Source organism: Winogradskyella ursingii (genome assembly GCF_013403975.1).
GTDB classification, from domain to species: Bacteria; Bacteroidota; Bacteroidia; order Flavobacteriales; family Flavobacteriaceae; genus Winogradskyella; species Winogradskyella ursingii.
The window spans coordinates 416,430-435,803 of sequence record NZ_JABFDH010000003.1; the positions used below are offsets into that span (position 1 = coordinate 416,430).

Annotated in this window: 17 protein-coding genes; 6 read left to right on the forward strand and 11 right to left on the reverse strand. The window is 34.7% G+C overall.

Going from position 1 to position 19,374, the window contains the following annotated elements; translation table 11 throughout:
* Positions 1 to 82: 82 nt before the first annotated feature.
* Genes HM983_RS09245 through HM983_RS09260 form a run of 4 tightly spaced genes read right to left on the reverse strand, consistent with a single transcriptional unit; the run spans position 83 to position 2,278 of the window.
* On the reverse strand, positions 83 to 952 hold the full coding sequence (locus tag HM983_RS09245; protein WP_179345130.1) for a pirin family protein: 870 nt from the start codon (positions 950 to 952) through the stop codon (positions 83 to 85).
* 50 nt (positions 953 to 1,002) lie between these two features.
* Positions 1,003 to 1,440, reverse strand: coding sequence for a MarR family winged helix-turn-helix transcriptional regulator (locus tag HM983_RS09250; protein ID WP_179345131.1), 438 nt, complete (start codon positions 1,438 to 1,440; stop codon positions 1,003 to 1,005).
* A 23-nt stretch (positions 1,441 to 1,463) separates the two neighbouring features.
* Complete coding sequence (locus HM983_RS09255) at positions 1,464 to 1,745, reverse strand: GNAT family N-acetyltransferase (RefSeq protein ID WP_179345132.1); 282 nt, start codon at positions 1,743 to 1,745, stop codon at positions 1,464 to 1,466.
* A gap of 2 nt (positions 1,746 to 1,747) precedes the next feature.
* A complete protein-coding gene (locus tag HM983_RS09260; RefSeq protein ID WP_179345133.1) occupies positions 1,748 to 2,278 on the reverse strand; it encodes an NADPH-dependent FMN reductase in 531 nt (176 codons plus the stop codon).
* 145 nt (positions 2,279 to 2,423) lie between these two features.
* On the opposite strand from HM983_RS09260, the gene HM983_RS09265 reads away from it, so the two are divergent.
* The 4 genes from HM983_RS09265 to HM983_RS09280 are packed head-to-tail and all read left to right on the forward strand — an operon-like array spanning position 2,424 to position 7,019.
* Positions 2,424 to 4,052 (forward strand): acyl-CoA carboxylase subunit beta, encoded by a 1,629-nt coding sequence (locus HM983_RS09265; RefSeq protein ID WP_179345134.1) that lies wholly within the window; start codon positions 2,424 to 2,426, stop codon positions 4,050 to 4,052.
* Positions 4,049 to 4,873 carry a hypothetical protein gene (locus HM983_RS09270; RefSeq protein ID WP_179345135.1) on the forward strand — a complete coding sequence of 275 codons (825 nt, stop codon included), beginning with the start codon at positions 4,049 to 4,051 and terminating at the stop codon, positions 4,871 to 4,873. Before HM983_RS09265 ends, HM983_RS09270 begins: the two co-directional genes overlap by 4 nt.
* Positions 4,870 to 5,751 (forward strand): hypothetical protein, encoded by an 882-nt coding sequence (locus tag HM983_RS09275; RefSeq protein WP_179345136.1) that lies wholly within the window; start codon positions 4,870 to 4,872, stop codon positions 5,749 to 5,751. Before HM983_RS09270 ends, HM983_RS09275 begins: the two co-directional genes overlap by 4 nt.
* A gap of 5 nt (positions 5,752 to 5,756) precedes the next feature.
* Positions 5,757 to 7,019, forward strand: coding sequence for an MFS transporter (locus HM983_RS09280; RefSeq protein WP_179345137.1), 1,263 nt, complete (start codon positions 5,757 to 5,759; stop codon positions 7,017 to 7,019).
* Between the two features lie 5 nt (positions 7,020 to 7,024).
* Here the strand turns inward: HM983_RS09280 and HM983_RS09285 are convergent, their stop codons facing one another.
* The 6 genes from HM983_RS09285 to HM983_RS09310 form a co-directional block, all read right to left on the reverse strand.
* Positions 7,025 to 8,368 carry a M24 family metallopeptidase gene (locus tag HM983_RS09285; RefSeq protein ID WP_179345138.1) on the reverse strand — a complete coding sequence of 448 codons (1,344 nt, stop codon included), beginning with the start codon at positions 8,366 to 8,368 and terminating at the stop codon, positions 7,025 to 7,027.
* Between the two features lie 83 nt (positions 8,369 to 8,451).
* Positions 8,452 to 8,634: a hypothetical protein gene (locus HM983_RS09290; protein WP_179345139.1), complete on the reverse strand. Its 183-nt coding sequence runs from the start codon at positions 8,632 to 8,634 to the stop codon at positions 8,452 to 8,454.
* Between the two features lie 121 nt (positions 8,635 to 8,755).
* Positions 8,756 to 9,619, reverse strand: coding sequence for an N-acetylglucosamine kinase (locus tag HM983_RS09295; RefSeq protein WP_179345140.1), 864 nt, complete (start codon positions 9,617 to 9,619; stop codon positions 8,756 to 8,758).
* Positions 9,620 to 9,701: 82 nt separating this feature from the next.
* Positions 9,702 to 10,703 carry a type I glyceraldehyde-3-phosphate dehydrogenase gene (gene gap, locus HM983_RS09300; RefSeq protein ID WP_179345141.1) on the reverse strand — a complete coding sequence of 334 codons (1,002 nt, stop codon included), beginning with the start codon at positions 10,701 to 10,703 and terminating at the stop codon, positions 9,702 to 9,704.
* A 26-nt stretch (positions 10,704 to 10,729) separates the two neighbouring features.
* Entirely contained in the window at positions 10,730 to 11,716 is a 987-nt protein-coding gene (gene pfkA, locus HM983_RS09305; protein ID WP_179345142.1) for a 6-phosphofructokinase, read from the reverse strand.
* A 142-nt stretch (positions 11,717 to 11,858) separates the two neighbouring features.
* Positions 11,859 to 16,238, reverse strand: coding sequence for a translocation/assembly module TamB domain-containing protein (locus HM983_RS09310; protein WP_246277494.1), 4,380 nt, complete (start codon positions 16,236 to 16,238; stop codon positions 11,859 to 11,861).
* Between the two features lie 186 nt (positions 16,239 to 16,424).
* Here HM983_RS09310 and tsaD point away from each other — a divergent pair, with 186 nt between their 5' ends.
* Entirely contained in the window at positions 16,425 to 17,447 is a 1,023-nt protein-coding gene (tsaD, locus tag HM983_RS09315) for a tRNA (adenosine(37)-N6)-threonylcarbamoyltransferase complex transferase subunit TsaD (RefSeq protein ID WP_179345143.1), read from the forward strand.
* A gap of 463 nt (positions 17,448 to 17,910) precedes the next feature.
* Entirely contained in the window at positions 17,911 to 18,615 is a 705-nt protein-coding gene (locus HM983_RS09320; protein ID WP_179345144.1) for a 16S rRNA (uracil(1498)-N(3))-methyltransferase, read from the forward strand.
* Here the strand turns inward: HM983_RS09320 and HM983_RS09325 are convergent, their stop codons facing one another.
* Positions 18,616 to 19,350, reverse strand: a complete 735-nt coding sequence (locus HM983_RS09325) for a DUF1223 domain-containing protein (protein WP_179345145.1) — start codon at positions 19,348 to 19,350, stop codon at positions 18,616 to 18,618.
* Positions 19,351 to 19,374 lie beyond the last annotated feature (24 nt).

Here is a 19,374-nt window from a genome sequence, read left to right on the forward strand (position 1 = left end):
GACTTACATTAATTGAAATTATGAGATAATATTTCTATTTAAGTTTTTGGCACCCAAAATGACCTTGACTGATCATTGAGGTTTAAGGAACTAAAAAACCCATTTTGCCCATTTGGTAATCTCTCATAGCTTCCATAATTTCTGTTTGGGTATTCATTACGTATGGTCCGTAAGTAGCTACTTTTTCGTTTAGTGGTTCACCAGAAAGGAATAACAATAAACTATTTGATGCCGCTTTAATTGAAAAACCTTCTCCATCTTGGTTAAATTGAATCAACTGATTTTCATTGAATTCTAGTGTTTCAGATTCATTAATAATTACTTTTCCCTTCAAAAGGTAAAGCATACATTGATGGCTTTTGTCGAATGAAATAAACTGATAACCATCCTCTTCAGCATAAATCATAAAAGCATTTACAGCAGTTTGGGTTTTAATTCTACCATAAGTTTCTTCAAGTTCGCCAGCGATAATTTGAGTTGTTATTTTTTTATCTTCAGATATCACTTTTCTAAAATCTTTAGCTTTTTCATGCTGGTAATTGGCAGGAATCATTTTCTTTTCTGCAGGTAAATTAAGCCATAATTGAATCCCTTCAATTACACCTCCTTTATTCACGAATTCGGCTGTTGGTTTTTCAGCATGAATGATACCTCTTCCAGCTGTAGTCCATTGCACATCTCCAGCTTTAACTATACTTTCGTTACCGAGCGAATCTCTGTGTAATTGTTCACCTTGGACAAGAAAAGTAATAGGCTCAAAACCTCTATGTGGATGAGGCCCCAAATCGAATGGATTGTTATCCGCTGATATTTCATAAGGCCCATAGTGGTGCAATAGTATAAACGGATCAATATTATCGATTCGTTTTGTTGGTAATGGCTGACGCAGCCTTATTGGTCCCATATTAACGAATTCGCTACGCCCTATATGTTTAATTGTATTTGTTTTCATTTAAGCAGTTATTATAATATCCTTAAAAGAATATTTGCATTGCTGTTTTTCTATCTCATTTTATCAAGCAAATCACTTAATTGTTCTGCCTCTTCCTCACTTAGATTTTTGAGTAAATCTTTATTAAGGTTATTAGGTATAGATGCCAATAATCTTTTACCTGCATCTGTAATCACAATTTTCACCACGCGTCTATCATCCTCTGATGGAAGCCGCTCAATATAATTTTTTGAGCAAAGTTTATCCATCAGTCTCGTCGCATTGGGAGAGCGCTCTAACATTCTATCTTTAATAGTCTGCACTTTTAGAGGTTGATCTGCACCACGTAAAATCCTTAAAATATTGTATTGCTGTGGAGAAATGCCAAAATCCTTAAAAAATTCATTTTGGTAACTAGTAATCCAATTTGCTGTATACAAAATATTGAGCAATGCTTTTATACGATTGTTGTCAAATTTTGAATTAATATCCTTTGTTAGATCTCCCATTGGTAATTATTTGTATTGTAGAATTATAATCTAACATCTGAGTATTTAGGATGTTCATCAAAAACCTTTTTTACATACGGACAACTTGGTATTGCCTTAATATCATTCTTTCTCATAAACGCTACTGCAGCGTCAACCAATTTATGTCCATAATCCTTTCCTCTGTAATCTTCATCAATAAAAGTGTGATTGATATCCATAATGTTATCTCTCCTAAATTCGTAGGTCATTTCACCTATTTCTTTTTTGTCTTCAATCAAGACAAAGCGATTCTTCAATTTTAATTTTTCGTGTTTAACTTCCATAGTTACAGGCTGTTTTTAAATTGTTTAACTTCTTCTAAAAGTTCCTTATTTAAGTCATCGTTAGTAATTTTCCCTTCCGAGAAGTTCTCATCGAAAGAAGGAAATGAAAATTTACCGACTATATTGGCATCGTGTCGCGGAAAACGGTCAGCGGCCATTTGCAATACCGATTTCCCACCTCTAGCACCAGGCGATGCTGCCATTAGTAGCATGGGTTTTCCAAGCCAATTTTTCTGCTCTTCTCTGGACAACCAATCGAACAAATTTTTAAATACAGCAGAATAAGCGCCATTGTTCTCTGCCAAAGAAAGTACAATCCCATCTCCTTTTTTTAATATATCTAAAAACTTAATGGCATTTTTTGGAATGCCCTCTTTAGCTTCTAGGTCCTTACTGTAGATTGGTAAATCGAAATTATTAAGATCCAAAACTTCAACTTTAACATCAGATACCAAAGATGCTGCATAAGTTGCCAATTGCTTATTAATTGAGTCTGAGCTGTTGCTCCCTGCGAAGGCTATAATATGTTTCATTTAGTTTTCAATTTTTTAGTTAATCAAAAATAGTGAAAATGAATTTATTTTCCAAGGAATATATTTCCATGTTTTTTATTTTAACAAATTATTCACTTTTTAATTGGATACGGGTTTCGTAAATTCGTAGCAAACAAATTAACCAATGGATATAAACTTCAATAAAAACGAAGACCACAATAAACTTTTACTTTCAGAATTAAAGAAAAGATTGGCACATGTGAAACTTGGTGGAGGCCAGAAAAGTATAGATAAGCATCATAACAAAGGTAAAATGACTGCTAGAGAACGTGTTAACTATCTATTGGATCCTAAATCTAAGTCCATCGAAATTGGTGCTTTTGCTGGTGAGGACATGTATAAGGAATATGGTGGTTGTCCTTCTGGTGGTGTTGTTGTAAAAATGGGATACGTAAGCGGCAAACAATGTATTGTAGTAGCTAACGATGCAACCGTTAAAGCCGGCGCGTGGTTTCCTATTACAGGAAAGAAAAACCTTCGAGCTCAGGAAATAGCGATCGAAAACCGATTACCTATCATCTACCTCGTGGACAGCGCTGGTGTGTTTTTACCTATGCAAGATGAAATCTTTCCCGATAAGGAACATTTCGGACGTATATTCAGAAACAACGCCGTTATGAGCAGCATGGGAATCACCCAAATTGCAGCAGTTATGGGCAGCTGTGTAGCTGGTGGTGCGTATTTACCAATAATGAGTGACGAAGCTTTGATTGTTGATAAAACAGGAAGTATATTTTTAGCAGGAAGTTATTTAGTTAAGGCTGCTATTGGCGAAACTATTGATAATGAAACTCTTGGTGGAGCAACTACACATTGCGAAATTTCTGGTGTTACCGATTACAAAGCTAAAGATGATAAGGATGCGCTGGACAGAATTAAATCTGTAGTTGGCAAAATTGGTGATTTTGATAAAGCTGGTTTCAATAGAGTCAAAACTGCTAAACCCTCAGAAAATCCAGAGGACATTTATGGTATTATTCCCAAGAGCAGAGCAGACCAATACGATATGAAAGAAATTATTAAGCGTTTGGTTGATAATTCTGAATTGGACGAATACAAAGAAGGTTATGGTCAAACTATCATCACAGCCTATGCTCGTATTGATGGCTGGGCAGTAGGTATTGTTGCAAATCAGCGAAAATTAGTTAAGACTAAAAAAGGCGAAATGCAATTTGGAGGTGTTATTTATAACGACTCGGCCGACAAGGCGACTCGCTTTATAGCTAATTGTAACCAAAAGAAAATTCCGTTGGTATTTTTACAAGACGTCACAGGTTTTATGGTTGGCAGCAAGTCTGAACATGGCGGTATCATTAAAGATGGTGCTAAAATGGTGAATGCTGTCAGTAATTCTGTAGTTCCCAAATTCACAATAGTTATTGGAAACAGCTATGGTGCAGGAAATTATGCCATGTGCGGAAAAGCTTATGATCCGCGTCTAATTGCAGCTTGGCCAAGTGCTGAGTTGGCTGTGATGAGTGGGAATTCTGCGGCTAAAGTATTACTTCAGATTGAAACTGCTTCTCTCAAGAAAAAAGGTGAGACTATTACCAAGGAAAAAGAAGAGGAGTTGTTCAATAAAATAAAAAGCAGATATGACAACCAAGTCTCACCCTATTATGCTGCTGCAAGGATCTGGACCGACGGAGTCATTGACCCATTAGAAACACGAACTTGGATTAGTATGGGTATTGAAGCTGCTAACCACGCTCCCATCGAAAAACCTTTTAATATGGGAGTTTTGCAGGTATGATTACGAATAGACTCTTAATTATTTTTCTGATAACTACTAATATTCATTTGGCGTTTTGCCAAGTAGAAGATAAATTCTCTATTCTACAACCTTTAAAATTCGAAAAAGTTAAAAATTCAATTTATGAGAAAGACAGTTTAGTTATTCTTAAAGAAAAAATCATTTTTGACAAAGAAGTCTTCAGAGACAGTTTAGCTCAAGATGCACTTCGTACTCATAATATTTCGGTTTTTTATTACACTAATAAAAACTCAAAAAACCCATATAATTTATATCAGTGGACAGCACCAGTAATAGTGCATTTTGACAAATCAATTCCCAAATATTTAAAAGAAAATCTAATTACTTTTATTAAAAATTTCGAAAATATTCCAAACTTAACTATTTCAATAACAAAAAATATCGACGACGCTAATTACTTGATAAAATCAAGTGATGAAGAATTTAACTTAGACAGTTATAAATTTAAAAGTGAGGAAGAAAAAGAGAAATTTGCATTTAATAATGGTAGCTATAAAATGACAAAAGGAGGTTTTTCTAGGATAAAAAGCTGCGTTTTAAAAATAAATACAAATCACGACAAGAAAACAATACAAGAAAAAAGCCTTAAGCAACTTTTTTTTCTAAGCCTTGGGCGTTTTTTTCCAATTCGAATATTTAAAGATAAGACAAGTTTAATTAGCCCAATTTACGAGAACTCCGACACTTTATCAAAACACGATTTACTGATACTTAAAATTCACTATAATTATATTTTTCACGAATCCATAAACTCAACAGAATATAACAAAATTCTTAGCACTTACTTATCGGACTTATGAAACATGCTACAACTTTATTAATTTGGCTAATTTTTAGTTTTTGCATACTTAACGCACAGAATAGAAAAGGAGATACCATTTTCAGAACATATATACCAATTAAACAATATAGAGATGCTGGCTTTGGTCCTTTGACGAAAAAAGACTCGTTGAATTTTAGATATGTGAAGAAAGATACGCTTGTACTTATGCCAAACAAGCCTAGACCTAATGGTAGAATGGTACCCTACAAATACAAAGATTCAACATTTCTAAATATTTATGCTCAGACAGCATTTGGTCTTAGAAACGACAGCACAGACAATAAGCGCACAACCCTTTACTGGAAAAAACCATTGAACATTTTCTTTGCTAAAAATATAGAAAAAGATGTTAAGAAAGATTTTAAAAATTTCGTTGACGATGTTTTAGCTCAAATAGATTCGCTTTCTGTAAACTACGTGAATAAAGTTGAAGCATCTAATTACGTTATTTATACGAGTGAAGATTATGATTACGAATCTAAAATTAATAAAAAAGACAAATCTGTTTATTATATGCATTGGAAAAATGGCGAAATTGATAAACTAGCTATGCGCATAAACTCAGAGGTTTATTTTAGCAAAAAACTTCAACTTATGGAGATGAAAAGATTTTTTGTTCAATCTCTAGGATATTTTAGAATGTTGAAAGAATTGCCATGTGAAAGTTATTTTTCTAGTTGTCACTCTCAAGAAAAAAGACTAACAGAATTAGATATTGAATTTCTCAGATATCACTACGGTTACGGTATTTGTAAAGGAATTAATTACGAGAATTTTCAAACTTTGCATAAAAATTTAAAGAAAAAGTTGAAATCTGGTCCTAATTCTAAAGTCTATCTATTCTATCCTTATTAAACTATATGGAAAGACCCAAAAAACAACCTCTGCATGTAATACTTCTTCTAATATTAGCTGCAGAGGCTGTTTTTATTTTGCCTTTTGTACTACAGCGTATATTTAGAACAACGTTCTTAGAATCGTTTTCAATTTCTCAAACCGAATTGGGTAGTTGTTTTTCAGCCTACGGAATAGTGGCATTGGCTTCCTATCTATTTGGTGGTCCTTTGGCAGATAGATTTAAACCAAATTTATTAATGTCAGTTGCATTAATTCTTACTGCTTTAGGCGGATTCTATTTAGCCACTTATCCGAATCTTTACAACCTTCACATACTTTATGGGTTTTGGGGATTTACCACAATTTTCTTGTTTTGGGCTGCAATGATCAAAGCAACACGAATTTGGGGAGGCTCAGATAAACAAGGTATTGCTTTTGGCTTTTTGGATGGAGGTCGTGGTTTGGTAGCTGCACTTTTTGGATCGGTAGGTGTAATTATTTTTTCGCTTTTTATTACAAAAGAGATTGAATTGACCTCAATTGAAGAAAGAAGAATAGCATTTAAACAAGTAATAACTTATACCTCAATTGCTGTTATGGTAATTGGATTCATGATATTTTTCTTGCTAAGATTCAATGATACCAGCAACATTGATATAAAAAAAACCTCTAAATTATTGACGATTGAAAATTTTAGGATCGTAATGAAATACAAAGCCGTTTGGCTGCTCATGATTATTATTCTTTGTGCCTATTACGGATATAAAATGACCGATTTGTTTAGCCAATATGCAGAACAAGTTATGAATTATAATAAAATTGAAGCTGCCAAGGTCGGTACCTATCTGTTATATATGCGACCAGTAATTGGAGTTGTCATTGGTTTACTTGCTGACCGAACAAAAGCCTCTCTTTGGATTGTAGTTGGTTTCTTTTTAATGACCGTAACTAGTTTAATTTTCTACCTTGGAATAATTGATGACTCCACAACGCTTCTATTTATATTGTCTATTGGAACTATGGCATTAGGGGTGTATTCGGCAAGAGTGCTTTATTTCGCAACACTTGAAGAAGCTAAAATTCCACTTGCTGTGACAGGAACAGCCGTTGGATTCATTTCCATTGTTGGTTATACACCAGATATTTTTGCAGGTTTAGTAATGGGTTATTTTTTGGATGCGGACAAAGGCGCAGTAGGCTTACAAAACGCTTTTGGAGTGATGGGTGTTTTTACACTTATAGGTTTAATTGCTTCTTATTTGTTTTATAGGCATTCAAACAAGTAAGGTTATTAATTCCCTTGATGATTTTTAACCCTTGGAATAGTCAACAATTTTGTTTGCCGACCGTTCACATATCGAAATCCATTTTCACCCCAAAAACCGGCTTCTTCAAGCATAATCCTAATGTCTCTTTTCCATTCTGGAATGCTTACAGTGGTATTTAGTTCTATCGCATAAACTGTATCTTCGTGTAGAGGATAGTCTCCATTTACGGGAACTCCGCTTTGTGAATCCCACATGCCAAGCGTTGTGCCCGAAGAATGGCCATAAGTACCCAAAGGATGTGTATAAATTGATGGTCTAAGTCCTTCGTCTTTTGCCATATTTAAAGATTCTTTTAAAATTTGATTGCCTGTTTTTCCAGTTTCAAAATTTGAAGTGAATATGTCCTGAACTCGGTTTCCATCTTTTAAAGCCTCAACTAAAAATTTTGGAGGCTCAGTTTCATTTGGTTTTAAAACGTAGGCTAATTCTTGGCAGTCTGTATTCAACCTTAAATAAGTAATACCGAAATCACAATGCAACAAATCACCTGGTAGAATTACCATATCTTCAGGCCGGTTTGAAAACGCATACAGATGGTTACCCAATTCTTCTGCTGTTCTTTGGACATCAACCGTTGGATGGAACCACGTTTCTAATCCCAACGATGTGACTTTATCTCGCATCCACCATTCTACATCTGTCGTCGTTGTTATGCCCGGAGTAATTACTTTTTCTGAAAAAGCTTCAGCAATAATATCGTGTGTAATATCTATCAGCTGATTGTAGATGACCATTTCGGTTTCTGTTCGGGTTTCAATCCAAGCGATTCCAAGTTTTTCGGCGGATTTTATTTTTGATTTGTATGATTTAGGTAGGTACGACATAAATTCATCATAATCTGTTTTTACCAAACCATCGGCAATATTAAAATGTTCAGAATAGTTAAGTCCTATAGAATTTGGTTGTCTTTCTTCAATAATTTCAACTAATCGCTTCCATTGGTCGGGCTGTTTTTCCTTTTCCCAGGCAGATACTATATTTTCGCCAAAATTGTAGCGCGCCACAGCCAGTTTTTCAATTGTATTTTTTTCTTTATTCCTGTAAAACACCAAAATAGTTCTGCGTCTCGCATTAAGCCAAGTTGCAGGCAGCATGGTTTTTAGTACTGGGTCCTCGTTGTATTCCCGCGAAATAATAATCCACATATCAAATCCGGTCTTATCCATTAATTGCGGTAATAGATTATCGAATCTCTCCTTAAGGATATTATCAACTACTTCGGCACGTTGGCGTTCTGGTAAAATTTGCTGTCCTCGGACTTGAGTTGAAATGCATATTGAGAAAAATATAATACAACGTAAAAGCATAATTTTGAAATATTAAATTCGTCTTAAAATTAAACAAAAAAAAGAGCGCAAATTGCGCTCTTTAATTTTATATATAAATTTTGTTATCGTGACTCCAAAGCACGTTTTTCTTTTCTTTCTTCTTTAATTTCTTTAAAACGCTCAATAGCAGAACCAAATACCCAGTAAGGGATCACAAAGGTTAAAAGGAAAATCATTAACCAAAAACCAATAGTAAGTATGGTTAAAAATGCTAAAAATCCTAAATATTGATCAAATTCGAACATTGTTTTCTGTTATTTACGCGTTAGATGTGACAAAGATATAACCAAATTATAAGTTTCACAACTGCAATAGTTAGTTTTATCAACAGCTTATTAAAAATTTTACATGTAGCGAGAAATTAGGTTATTTCAAATTCTCAACGTGGTAAGTTACCAAACCTTCTATAGGTCTTCTTTCAAAATTACCCACTGTAAAACCATATTCCTTAGCTATTTCCCTTATTTGATCCTGTGCATAATAAGCGATGGAACCAGCAAAATGAACTGGACAGCTTTTTAATTCCTCTTTAAACTGCAATATCATATTTTCGGTAAATAATCGAACTCCATCTCTAATGAGGTTCCTGATGTACTCTGAGTCCTTATTTAAAAACATAAACTCAGCATGACCAGCGAGAAAGGCACTCGGGTTAGGTTGCTTATATAAATGATGTTTAATATGGTCTGCGTCCAAATTGTGCTTAGTTGAAAAAGAAAATTTAATGGTTTCTGGCATTTTATTGAAATAGTAATCGCGTATCAATTGCTTGCCAAAATAATTGCCACTAGCATCATCCATTAAAATAAATCCAAGACTTGAAACCCTTTGGTGCAAATCCTTGCCGTCAAAATAGCTGCAATTAGAACCAGTACCCAAAATACAGACTACTGCAGCTTCGTCCTTTTTATTGATGCATGCTCTCACAGCAGCATAGGTATCTTCCTTCACCTCTATATGAGCTTTAGTGAATATAGATGATAAAATAGATTTTAGTAACAGTCTTGGTTTTTCTGTTCCACAACCAGCTCCATAGAAAAATACGTGAGTGACCTCATTTTGCAAAGCCATTAATTCCTGACTTTTTCTTATGGTCTTTCTTAGTTTTTTTTCTTCAATTATAGCTGGATTGAGGCCCTTAGTTCTAATTTTTTCTATGCTTCTGCTGCCATCTTCGTTAATAGCAATCCAATCACACTTTGTTGAACCTCCGTCTGTAATTAAAATCATATAGTTAGGGTATAAAAAAATTCCATAGAAAATGACACTATCATAATTCTACAGAATTTTTACAATAGTTATATTATAAATTTTAAAGGTTATTTACCTTCTCTGCCAAATCTACCAATTTATTTGAATAGCCGAACTCATTATCGTACCAAGATACTAATTTAAAGAATTTTGAATTTAATTCTATAGCAGAATCCGCGTCAAAAACACTCGTTCTTTCTTCGCTCACAAAATCTTGGGAAACAACGGCATCTTCAGTATATCCCATAACACCTTTCATACTTCCGTCAGCTGCTTTTTTCATTGCTGCTTTGATTTCTTCTAAAGATGTATCCTTTTTTGTTCTCACGGTCAAATCCACGACAGATACATCTACGGTTGGTACTCTAAAGGCCATGCCTGTCAATTTACCGTCCAACTCCGGAATTACTTTCCCTACTGCTTTTGCAGCTCCAGTTGAAGTTGGTATAATATTGTTAAGGGCACTACGTCCCAAACGATAATTTTTACGTGCTGGTGAATCAACTGTAAATTGAGAAGAGGTGGTTGCATGGATAGTAGTCATAAGAGCCTCTTCTATACCAAAATTATCTTCAATTACTTTTGCCAATGGCGCCAAACAATTGGTTGTACATGATGCATTCGAAACAATTTTATTATCTGACGTTAACTTATCGTCATTCACACCCATTACAAACATTGGCACATCTTTGCTAGGTGCTGAAATCACCACTTTTTTTGCTCCACCATCGATGTGATATTGAGCGGTTTCCATTGAAGTGAAAATCCCTGTACATTCTGCTACCACATCGGCACCAGCTTCATCCCATTTAAGATTTTTTGGATCTTTTTCTGATGTGACTCTAATCGTTTTTCCGTTCACAACCAAATGACCATCTTTTACTTCTATTTCTCCATCAAACGGTCCATGAACAGAATCATATTTGAGAAGATACGCTAAATGCTCAACATCCAACAAATCATTAATAGCTACAACATCTACATTGTCTCTTTTCACGGTTGCTCTAAAAACTATTCGTCCAATTCTACCGAATCCGTTTATTCCTAATTTTAAATTTGACATATTATTCTAAATTTGTTTTACATGTGTTAAACTGTCATTATATCCGAAACTCTTAAAAGCTCCTTGTTTATTGGCATTTTGCCTTTTACTGATTGATTGAAAGGGGTTGTTGTCATAACATCATTTTTAAGACCAACCATTAGGTTGCTTTCTCCATTCAACAAACCCTCTACCGCTCTTACACCCATTCTACTAGCCAAGACCCTATCGAAACAGGATGGAGAACCGCCACGTTGCATATGACCAAGAACGGATACTCGTACTTCATATTCGCTCATGTTTTCCTCTACATAATCTTTTAATTCGAATACGTTTTTGCCAATTTTGTCCCCTTCAGCTACAACTACGATACTTGACGATTTTCCTGACGCTTTACTCCGTCTCAATGATTCTAATAATCTATCTAAACCTAAGTCTTCCTCAGGAATAAGAATTTCCTCTGCACCAGCTCCAACGCCTGCATTTAGAGCAATGTGACCAACATCCCTTCCCATTACCTCAACAAAAAACAGTCGGTTATGCGAGCTGGCTGTGTCTCTGATCTTATCAATAGCCTCAACTACGGTATTTAAAGCAGTGTCATAGCCTAACGTATGGGAAGTACCTACAATATCGTTATCAATTGTTCCTGGAATTCCCATTACAGGAAAGTTAAATTCTGAGTTAAATACCATTGCACCAGTAAAACTTCCGTCTCCACCAATAACAACAAAAGCATCAACACCAGCCTTTACTAATTGGGTGTGCGCTTTTTCCCTACCTTCTTTTGTTCTAAACTCTTTAGAACGCGCTGATTTTAATATAGTGCCTCCTTTATTAATAATTCCTTTTACACTACGCGCATCCATTTCTAAAAAATCTCCTTCAATCATGCCTTCGTATCCACGATAGATTCCAATACATTCAATGCTATGATATGCGCAAGTTCTAACAACAGATCTAATGGCAGCATTCATTCCTGGAGAATCTCCTCCCGATGTAAGTACTGCTATTTTTTTTATCGTGTTTGCCATTTATATAATTATTTAAAGTAAAATTAATAAACTAAGCAAAGAATAATAGGACTATTTAAAGAAAATGTAGAGGGTCAGAGAAATTCAAACGTTTTCGTTAATAAGTATTTTCAATCGACGAATCAAATTGCCAAAAAACCGTCTAAGATTTAGATTTCTTTTGTTTCATGGTGATGTAGGAAGGTAGATTTTCGTCTTCTGATTTTGCGTTCTTCTCGACCGTATCCTCGATTTTTTTATCTTTTCTATTTTTTCCTGAAAATATAATTTGAATTAATTCTTTAAATGAATCAAATTCTACATTATAGGAAAGACCAACACCTTGTGTGTAACCAATTTCCTGACCAAAATTTCTGATGCTATTTTCACGGTTGAAAACTTTCGCGCGCAATGTCCCATCTTCATTTAACAATAAGTCTATTTGAACATCCCCACTTATCACAGTTTGAGTGGCCGTACCAAAAGGAACTCCGACCTTACCATTAACTAAAATCTTGTCACTTATTCTAGTTTGAAGCGTCACTCCCACTCTATTATTAGTTTGCAATTCTGGTGTATCTTGTCCTAGTTCCAAATCCAGACCTACATTTAAATTTTCGTTAGCGCCACCGAGAATGTTATTGACTATCCCACTTAAGCGTTCAGACAATGTTCCCGTAAAGTTCACACCTCGCACACCATTGGAAAACCCACCCGTAGCCAATAATGTTAGTGCTTGATTATCTCGCTCTACTTTTGAAGATAAACGATAATCCAGCTCTGATTTTACAGTTGAAGTAACATTTGGGAACCTCAAATTAAAATCTGGTTGTGGTTGCTCCAATTGTCCTGTAAGTTGAATTTCTACCTCTACCGGAATTCGCTGACTTATTGGATTATCTAATAAAATAGAAGGGTTAGCCGTAGTTCTATATAATGCCTTTAAGTTAATTTGTGCCTTTAATGGATCGCCTTCCCAAACTATATTTCCACCTTGCTCAACCTCAAAGCGCTTTTCTACAAAGCCTCCGTACTTAAAGTTATAAATTCCCTCAAACACTGCAAAATCGCCCCACATATTAAATCTGCCATTGGTATTAATTAAAAACACCAAGTTACCCTCGCCTCTGCCCTTGATAGTGCTTCCGGCTTCTTTGTCTATTACTATCTCTATAGTAGCATTCTGGTTAACGTCTAAATCAAAGTTAAGCTCCAAACCTTTAATTTCGGTCTGCTCAAAAGCCACACCGTTAACTCTTGCTGCTTTTTCTTCTGGACTTAAGAAATGGATATACGAGTTGTCACCAAAACTTTCGGAATCATTCAATGGAATATTAAAAACCGTACCCGAAGCTGTGCTACCTTCAACATCTATCACTAATTTATCGGTCGGTCCATATATTTGCGCATTGCCAGAAACAAAGGCCGTCCCGTAATACAATTCATCGAGGGTTTCTTCTGTATTCAATACCAGTAAACGTTTGGTGGTTAAATCCAGTCCTAGTTCCCAATCGGTAAAATTATCGTGTTCAATAAAGCCGTTCAGATTCCCTTTTGAGAAAAATTTTGAATCGGTCATCGCAACATTGTTAAAAATGAATCGCTGGTTGGACAATGTCACTTCCGAATCAAAATCGAAATCATAATCTACATTAAGATAAGGTATGGCCAGACCTGCCCTATCCAAAAGCAGCTTTCCATCAATACTGGGTTTTTTAAGGCTCCCTGTAACTTTGGCATTTCCTGATACCAAACCTCTAATATTGTTTATTACACCTTCTCCTAATGGATTTAGTGGGTCGAGCAAAAATTCATCAAAAGCTACGTCGAGATTAATGGTAGGATTGTTCTCCGTAAAATTGATGCTTCCTAAAGCAGATAGAGATTTTACATTGTCATTGACCAAAGACACATTTACATCGTAGTCGGTGATAGAATTGTTTCCTTCAATATTGGCCGTGAGTATACCTAAATCAAAATCGTTTACAAATAGATTGCTAACAACTACATCAGATTTTGGCAAATACACGCCATTATTCTGAACCAGATTCAGTTTGCCATCAACCGTTCCTTTTAAATCAAGGCTATCTATTTGTGGAGTGATTTTTCGCAGCTCGACATCTTTAAAACTTGCCGTCAGATTTTTGTTAAGTGAATCAGAAACAACACCAGAAAGTAAAATCTCCTCTCTTCCTTGAGTGATTCTAATCGGAAAAATATCGAACGTCTTAAATTTTCGGTCAAATTTTATTTTGTTAAGTGTGTCTTGTTCCGAATTAATAAACCAATCATTTTGCTTAAACTCTAATTCTGACTTTTTAAAGCCAATGATGGATTTATTGTCTTGACCAATGGTGTAGAAAAGATTAAGATTATAATCGTCAATATTATTTTTACCACCCTTAAACTCAGTCTTAATCAATAAGGTATCCCTTTTGGTGACATTAATTAAACTAAAATCCGAAGCGTTATAGAATCCTGTGTTGAGACTATCAATTTCAACAAACGTATTAAATAAGGGATTACTATTATCCACACGTAAGTCGATGTACGTTGCAAAATATTGCTTGAATTTTATTTCAGGTGAATTAAACCTAAGCTCAAAACCCTTTTCATCCGTTTCAATGCGACCTTCGATAAACGTGTTTTTCCCCAAGATTAAATCCTTATAAAATACCGCAGCAATTTTAGAATAAATGTTGAATTTAAAATCAAGATACTGTCCAGCCTCAACTTCATTTGGGATGTAATTGGTATAAATACTACCAATTGAATTTTCCGTCAGATCTAAAATTTCGTCAATTTTAAACTTTCCAGTGATTTTTCCATCGATGATGTCTGGGGAGTTAATGGTGAGCGTCCGCTCTTCATTGTCAAATGAGGAAACAATCTTAAAATCTTCAAAGTTATAAGTGTTGTCCTGATTTTTGTAAGTTGTATTTTGAATATTTATTGTGCCGTAAGCATTGTCATAGCTGGAGCCATTGGCGGTCATATTCACATTTCCCCTAAACTCTGCTATACTATCTCGTGTTACAAAATTGAGCACTCTAAGATTGGCATAAGGTACATCTGCTTTAAAGTTGAATTTATTTTCGTCCTGACTTAAATCTGCCAATCCATCAAAATTAAGTTGAAGATTGGGATCATTTACTTCTACCAACCCGTTAAATATTCGGCTTCCCAGATCACCTGAAACATTGATATTCTTATAAACGTAACCATTATAATCCAATAAAAATATGTCTCCTTCAATCTTTGTTTTTAAATTATTTACCGTAAAACCTTTTCCGTTGACGTCCAAATCTAAAGAGGTCGTTTTTAAAGAAGGTTCATTAACTAATTTACCAATATCAAAATCCTGAAAAATGACGTTACCGACGTAGCTTGCATTATCAATGTTATCAATACTAGTGAGCTGTAAATCAGATTCTAAATAACCTAAATCGGTCTGGATTTTAAGGTCTGCCTTCACTGCTTTGGCTGTTATGTAAGATGTTCCCTGAATAGTAAAATTACCCACCTTAGATAATACTGTTGGTACGGTCCTGCCCAAAATGCGAGGCAATAAGGCTGTTAAATCGTAATAATTTGAAGCTAGATTTTGAAACTGGCCGTTTAGAGCAAAACTGTCCTCGTCGCGACTGAAAAGGTTTTTAAAGGTTATATCGCCAATAATACGCGTATTCCTTGTGGTGCTTGCGTTAAGGTTTTCAATTTTCAAATCATTAAGAGTTCCTGATAAATCTGCATTAAGGCTCGCACGCTGATTGGTTCCGAATTCATCAAAAAACACATTTAGCTCGGTTAGCGAAACCTCAGAATCTTTAAAGCTTGCCGTGACATTCACCTTATTCACAAAATCTTGAAGATCTTCGCGCCTGTAATCAAAACGTAAATCTCCTTTTAATTCTGAACGTTCTGTTTTTATGTTTAACCCTTCAAACGTCATATCAGTTAATGTATACTTAAAATTTGAGGTTAAATTCATTACCTCAATGCCTCTTGTATCTCGAAATTTGAACGTATTAATTCTTGTGCTGACCTCTGGACCGTTAATAAGAAAGTTTGTTGTGTTGGCATTGAGGTCGGTAAATTCAAGCACTTTCGGGTTTTCTCTGTTTTCGTCTATTAGCCTAAAAATTCCATTTTCAATAGACATGTCGCTCGAGGAAAATAGAAATTCGCTTTTCTCTTTTCTTGGATTATCATCATCAAACTTTGCGACAAAAATATCTAGATTAGTATCTCTTTCGCCTTTATAAGTTTTTAGGTTAAAAACAAAATCCTGAATATCAATATCACCAAAATTCAGTTTGCCGTTATATAAATTTCTAAAACTGATGATGGAACTGTTGAGTTCACCAATACCAAATAGCGTGTCCTTTTTATAATCACGTATCAAAACATCCTTAAGTTCAATATCTCCATTGAGTTGCAAACCGACCCTTCCTATATTGATGTTAGTTTTATAATCGCTATTAATACGATCTGTAGCATATTGCCCTAATTTGGTCTGCACGGCAGGGATAGAAAGTATCAAAAAGACAATAATAAACAGAAGCAGAAAAATTGCTACTAACTTACCTATTATTTTGAGTATCCGTTTGATAAAAATATGTGCTAGAAATTATGTTTGTAAAACCCTATCTTTGCTAAATAATATGGGTATTTGTTGATGCTTAACTAATCTGTTCAAAATTAACAATTATTGTGCCCAAATTCGACTATGCAAAAAGAAAATATTTACATACTTGGGATCGAGTCTTCCTGCGATGATACTTCGGCTGCCGTACTTTGTAACGATAAAATTTTAAGCAATGTTGTAGCAGACCAAAAAATACATGCCGAATATGGTGGTGTGGTCCCTGAATTGGCCTCACGCGCACATCAACAAAACATAGTTCCGGTAGTACATCAGGCCATTGAAAAGGCAGGAATCAATAAATCTCAATTAAATGCTATTGCCTTTACCCGAGGTCCCGGACTTATGGGATCCTTATTGGTTGGTACATCTTTTGCCAAGTCTTTGGCCTATGGGTTGGATATTCCGCTCATTGACGTGAATCACATGCAAGGTCATATTCTAGCTCATTTTATTGACGAAAACGATTACAAAAAACCACCATTTCCATTTTTAGCAATGACCATTTCTGGTGGCCATACGCAGATTGTAAAAGTTAATAACTATTTTGAAATGGAAGTAATTGGCGAAACCATAGACGATGCCGTTGGAGAAGCTTACGACAAAAGCGGTAAGGTTTTAGGGTTAGGTTACCCTGCCGGACCGGAAATAGATCGGCGAGCGCAACTTGGCAACCCAAGAGCTTATAAATTTACAAAGCCGAAAGTAGAAGGATTGAATTTTAGTTTTTCAGGATTAAAAACAGCAATTCTTTATTTTGTACAGCGTGAAGTGAAAGCTAATCCCAATTTTGTTGAAGAAAACTTAAATGATATTTGTGCCTCAATCCAATACACCATAATTGGGATTTTGATGGACAAATTAAAACGTGCTGTAAAGCAAACTGGCATCCAGCACATTGCCATTGGTGGTGGAGTATCAGCAAATTCAGGAATCCGAAAAGCACTTAAAGATGCCGAAACAAAACACGGTTGGACTTCTTACATTCCAAAATTTGAATATACTACAGACAATGCCGCAATGATTGCTATTGTTGGTTATTTAAAATATTTGGAAAAAGATTTTAGTGATTTTGATGTGATGGCAACGGCTCGCTTAAAGATATAAATTATGAAGCTTTTAAGGAAATCGTATTTTTATTTTTGGTTGGCTCCTTTTTATGTTGTTTTGACTAACTATATCATTAATTCACGAATTGAAAATTCAGTTATAAATTTTAATATTCACGATACGTATTTTATTATAGATGAAACCCATGCTGTTGCTCTAATAAGTGCCTTTTTACTTAGTATAGGCATTATCTATTATTTATTTGAAAAAATAAACATACGATTAGCTAGTGTGTTTACCTTAACTCACACCTTCATTACTCTTGTCTGCATTCTTATTTATCCTATTGGCAAACTTTATTATCAATTGTCAAATGACTTTCCTTTATTCGACAGCCAAAACAGTATGGATACTATGACAATTACCTTAATTGGGATTTTGGTCTTAGCACAATTCTTATTTATTTTGAATGTGATACTCAGCACGACAAGACATTATTCAAAAAGAAAAAAAACATAATATGCAATTGTTCTACAACGCAAACATATCTGAAAAAGATGCATTTTTCAACTTTGATAAAGATGAAAGCAAACATATTGTCAAAGTTTTGAGAAAAAAAGTTGGTGATCAATTACAGATTACCAATGGAAAAGGGTCATTATTTACCGCTGAGCTAACATCTGTTGAAATTAAGAATTGTACGGTTTCAATTATATCAAGCGAACTTCAACCACAACGAAACTACACGTTACATCTGGCAGTTGCACCAACAAAAATGAATGACCGCTACGAGTGGTTTTTAGAAAAAGCTACTGAAATAGGAATTACAGAAATCACACCAATTATTTGTGACCATAGCGAACGAAAAGTAGTAAAGACCGAACGTTTTGAGCGAATCATTCAATCTGCAATGAAGCAATCCTTACAATGCTATAAGCCTAACTTGAATACACCTACGACATTTTCTGAATTTTTGTCGCAAGAAACTACAGGGCAAAAATTTATTGCACATTGTGAGGAAACGGATAAGAAAACATTAAAGTCACAACTGCAATCAAACACAAATTGTATTATTTTAATAGGACCTGAAGGTGATTTTAGTCCATATGAAATTGAGCTGGCTATAAATCAAAATTATATGCCTGTTACTTTGGGAGAAACACGATTGCGCACAGAAACGGCAGCCATTGCTGCTTGCCACTCCGTGGCTTTTTTTCATCATTAATTAAACAGCTTTTTGAGTTGCTGTAAGAATATCCAACTTATCATTTTCAACAATCAGAATTAGTGATAATTCGTCTTCAGGTCTTACCATTTCTGGGATTAAAATAGATCCATTCATTGAGTTACTTTTGAGATTAAAAAGTTGCTCATTGACTACAATATTGCTATTCACCAATTCCCTGTTTCGGTTTTCACCTCGTTTTACGGACGTTGTTCTTTGATTGATAACCAAAACAATTCGCAGATTTTGGTCCTGCAAATTGCCTTCAGTACCATATTTAAAGTCAATCTTATTATTCGATTTTGAAACTTCAGAAATAGTAATGTAGTTTTTTGATGTTTTTTTAGAGTATTCGGAAATTTTATTTTTCAATATACTTTCATTTGAACCGACAAAATGTTCTTTACCATTCACTACAATTTGAGGTGTATAAATAGAACTACTATTAAATTTTGAAGCATATCTTCTTTGCTTATTGCTGTATTTTTCTTTACTAAATGGATCCTTCCATCCAATATAATTCCAATAGTCAACATGATAAGATAGAGCGATAACTTTATTACTTTTCACTTCGTTTAACAATTCATCAGCAGGCGGACAGCTTGAGCAGCCTTGTGATGTGAACAATTCTAAAACTACCGGACTTTCATTTTTTATTTCATTATTTATTGTATCGGTTTTATCGCTACAAAGCAATAATGGAACCATAAATAGTGTTAATAATATCGATTTCATAGTAATTCTTTTTTACATTTACAG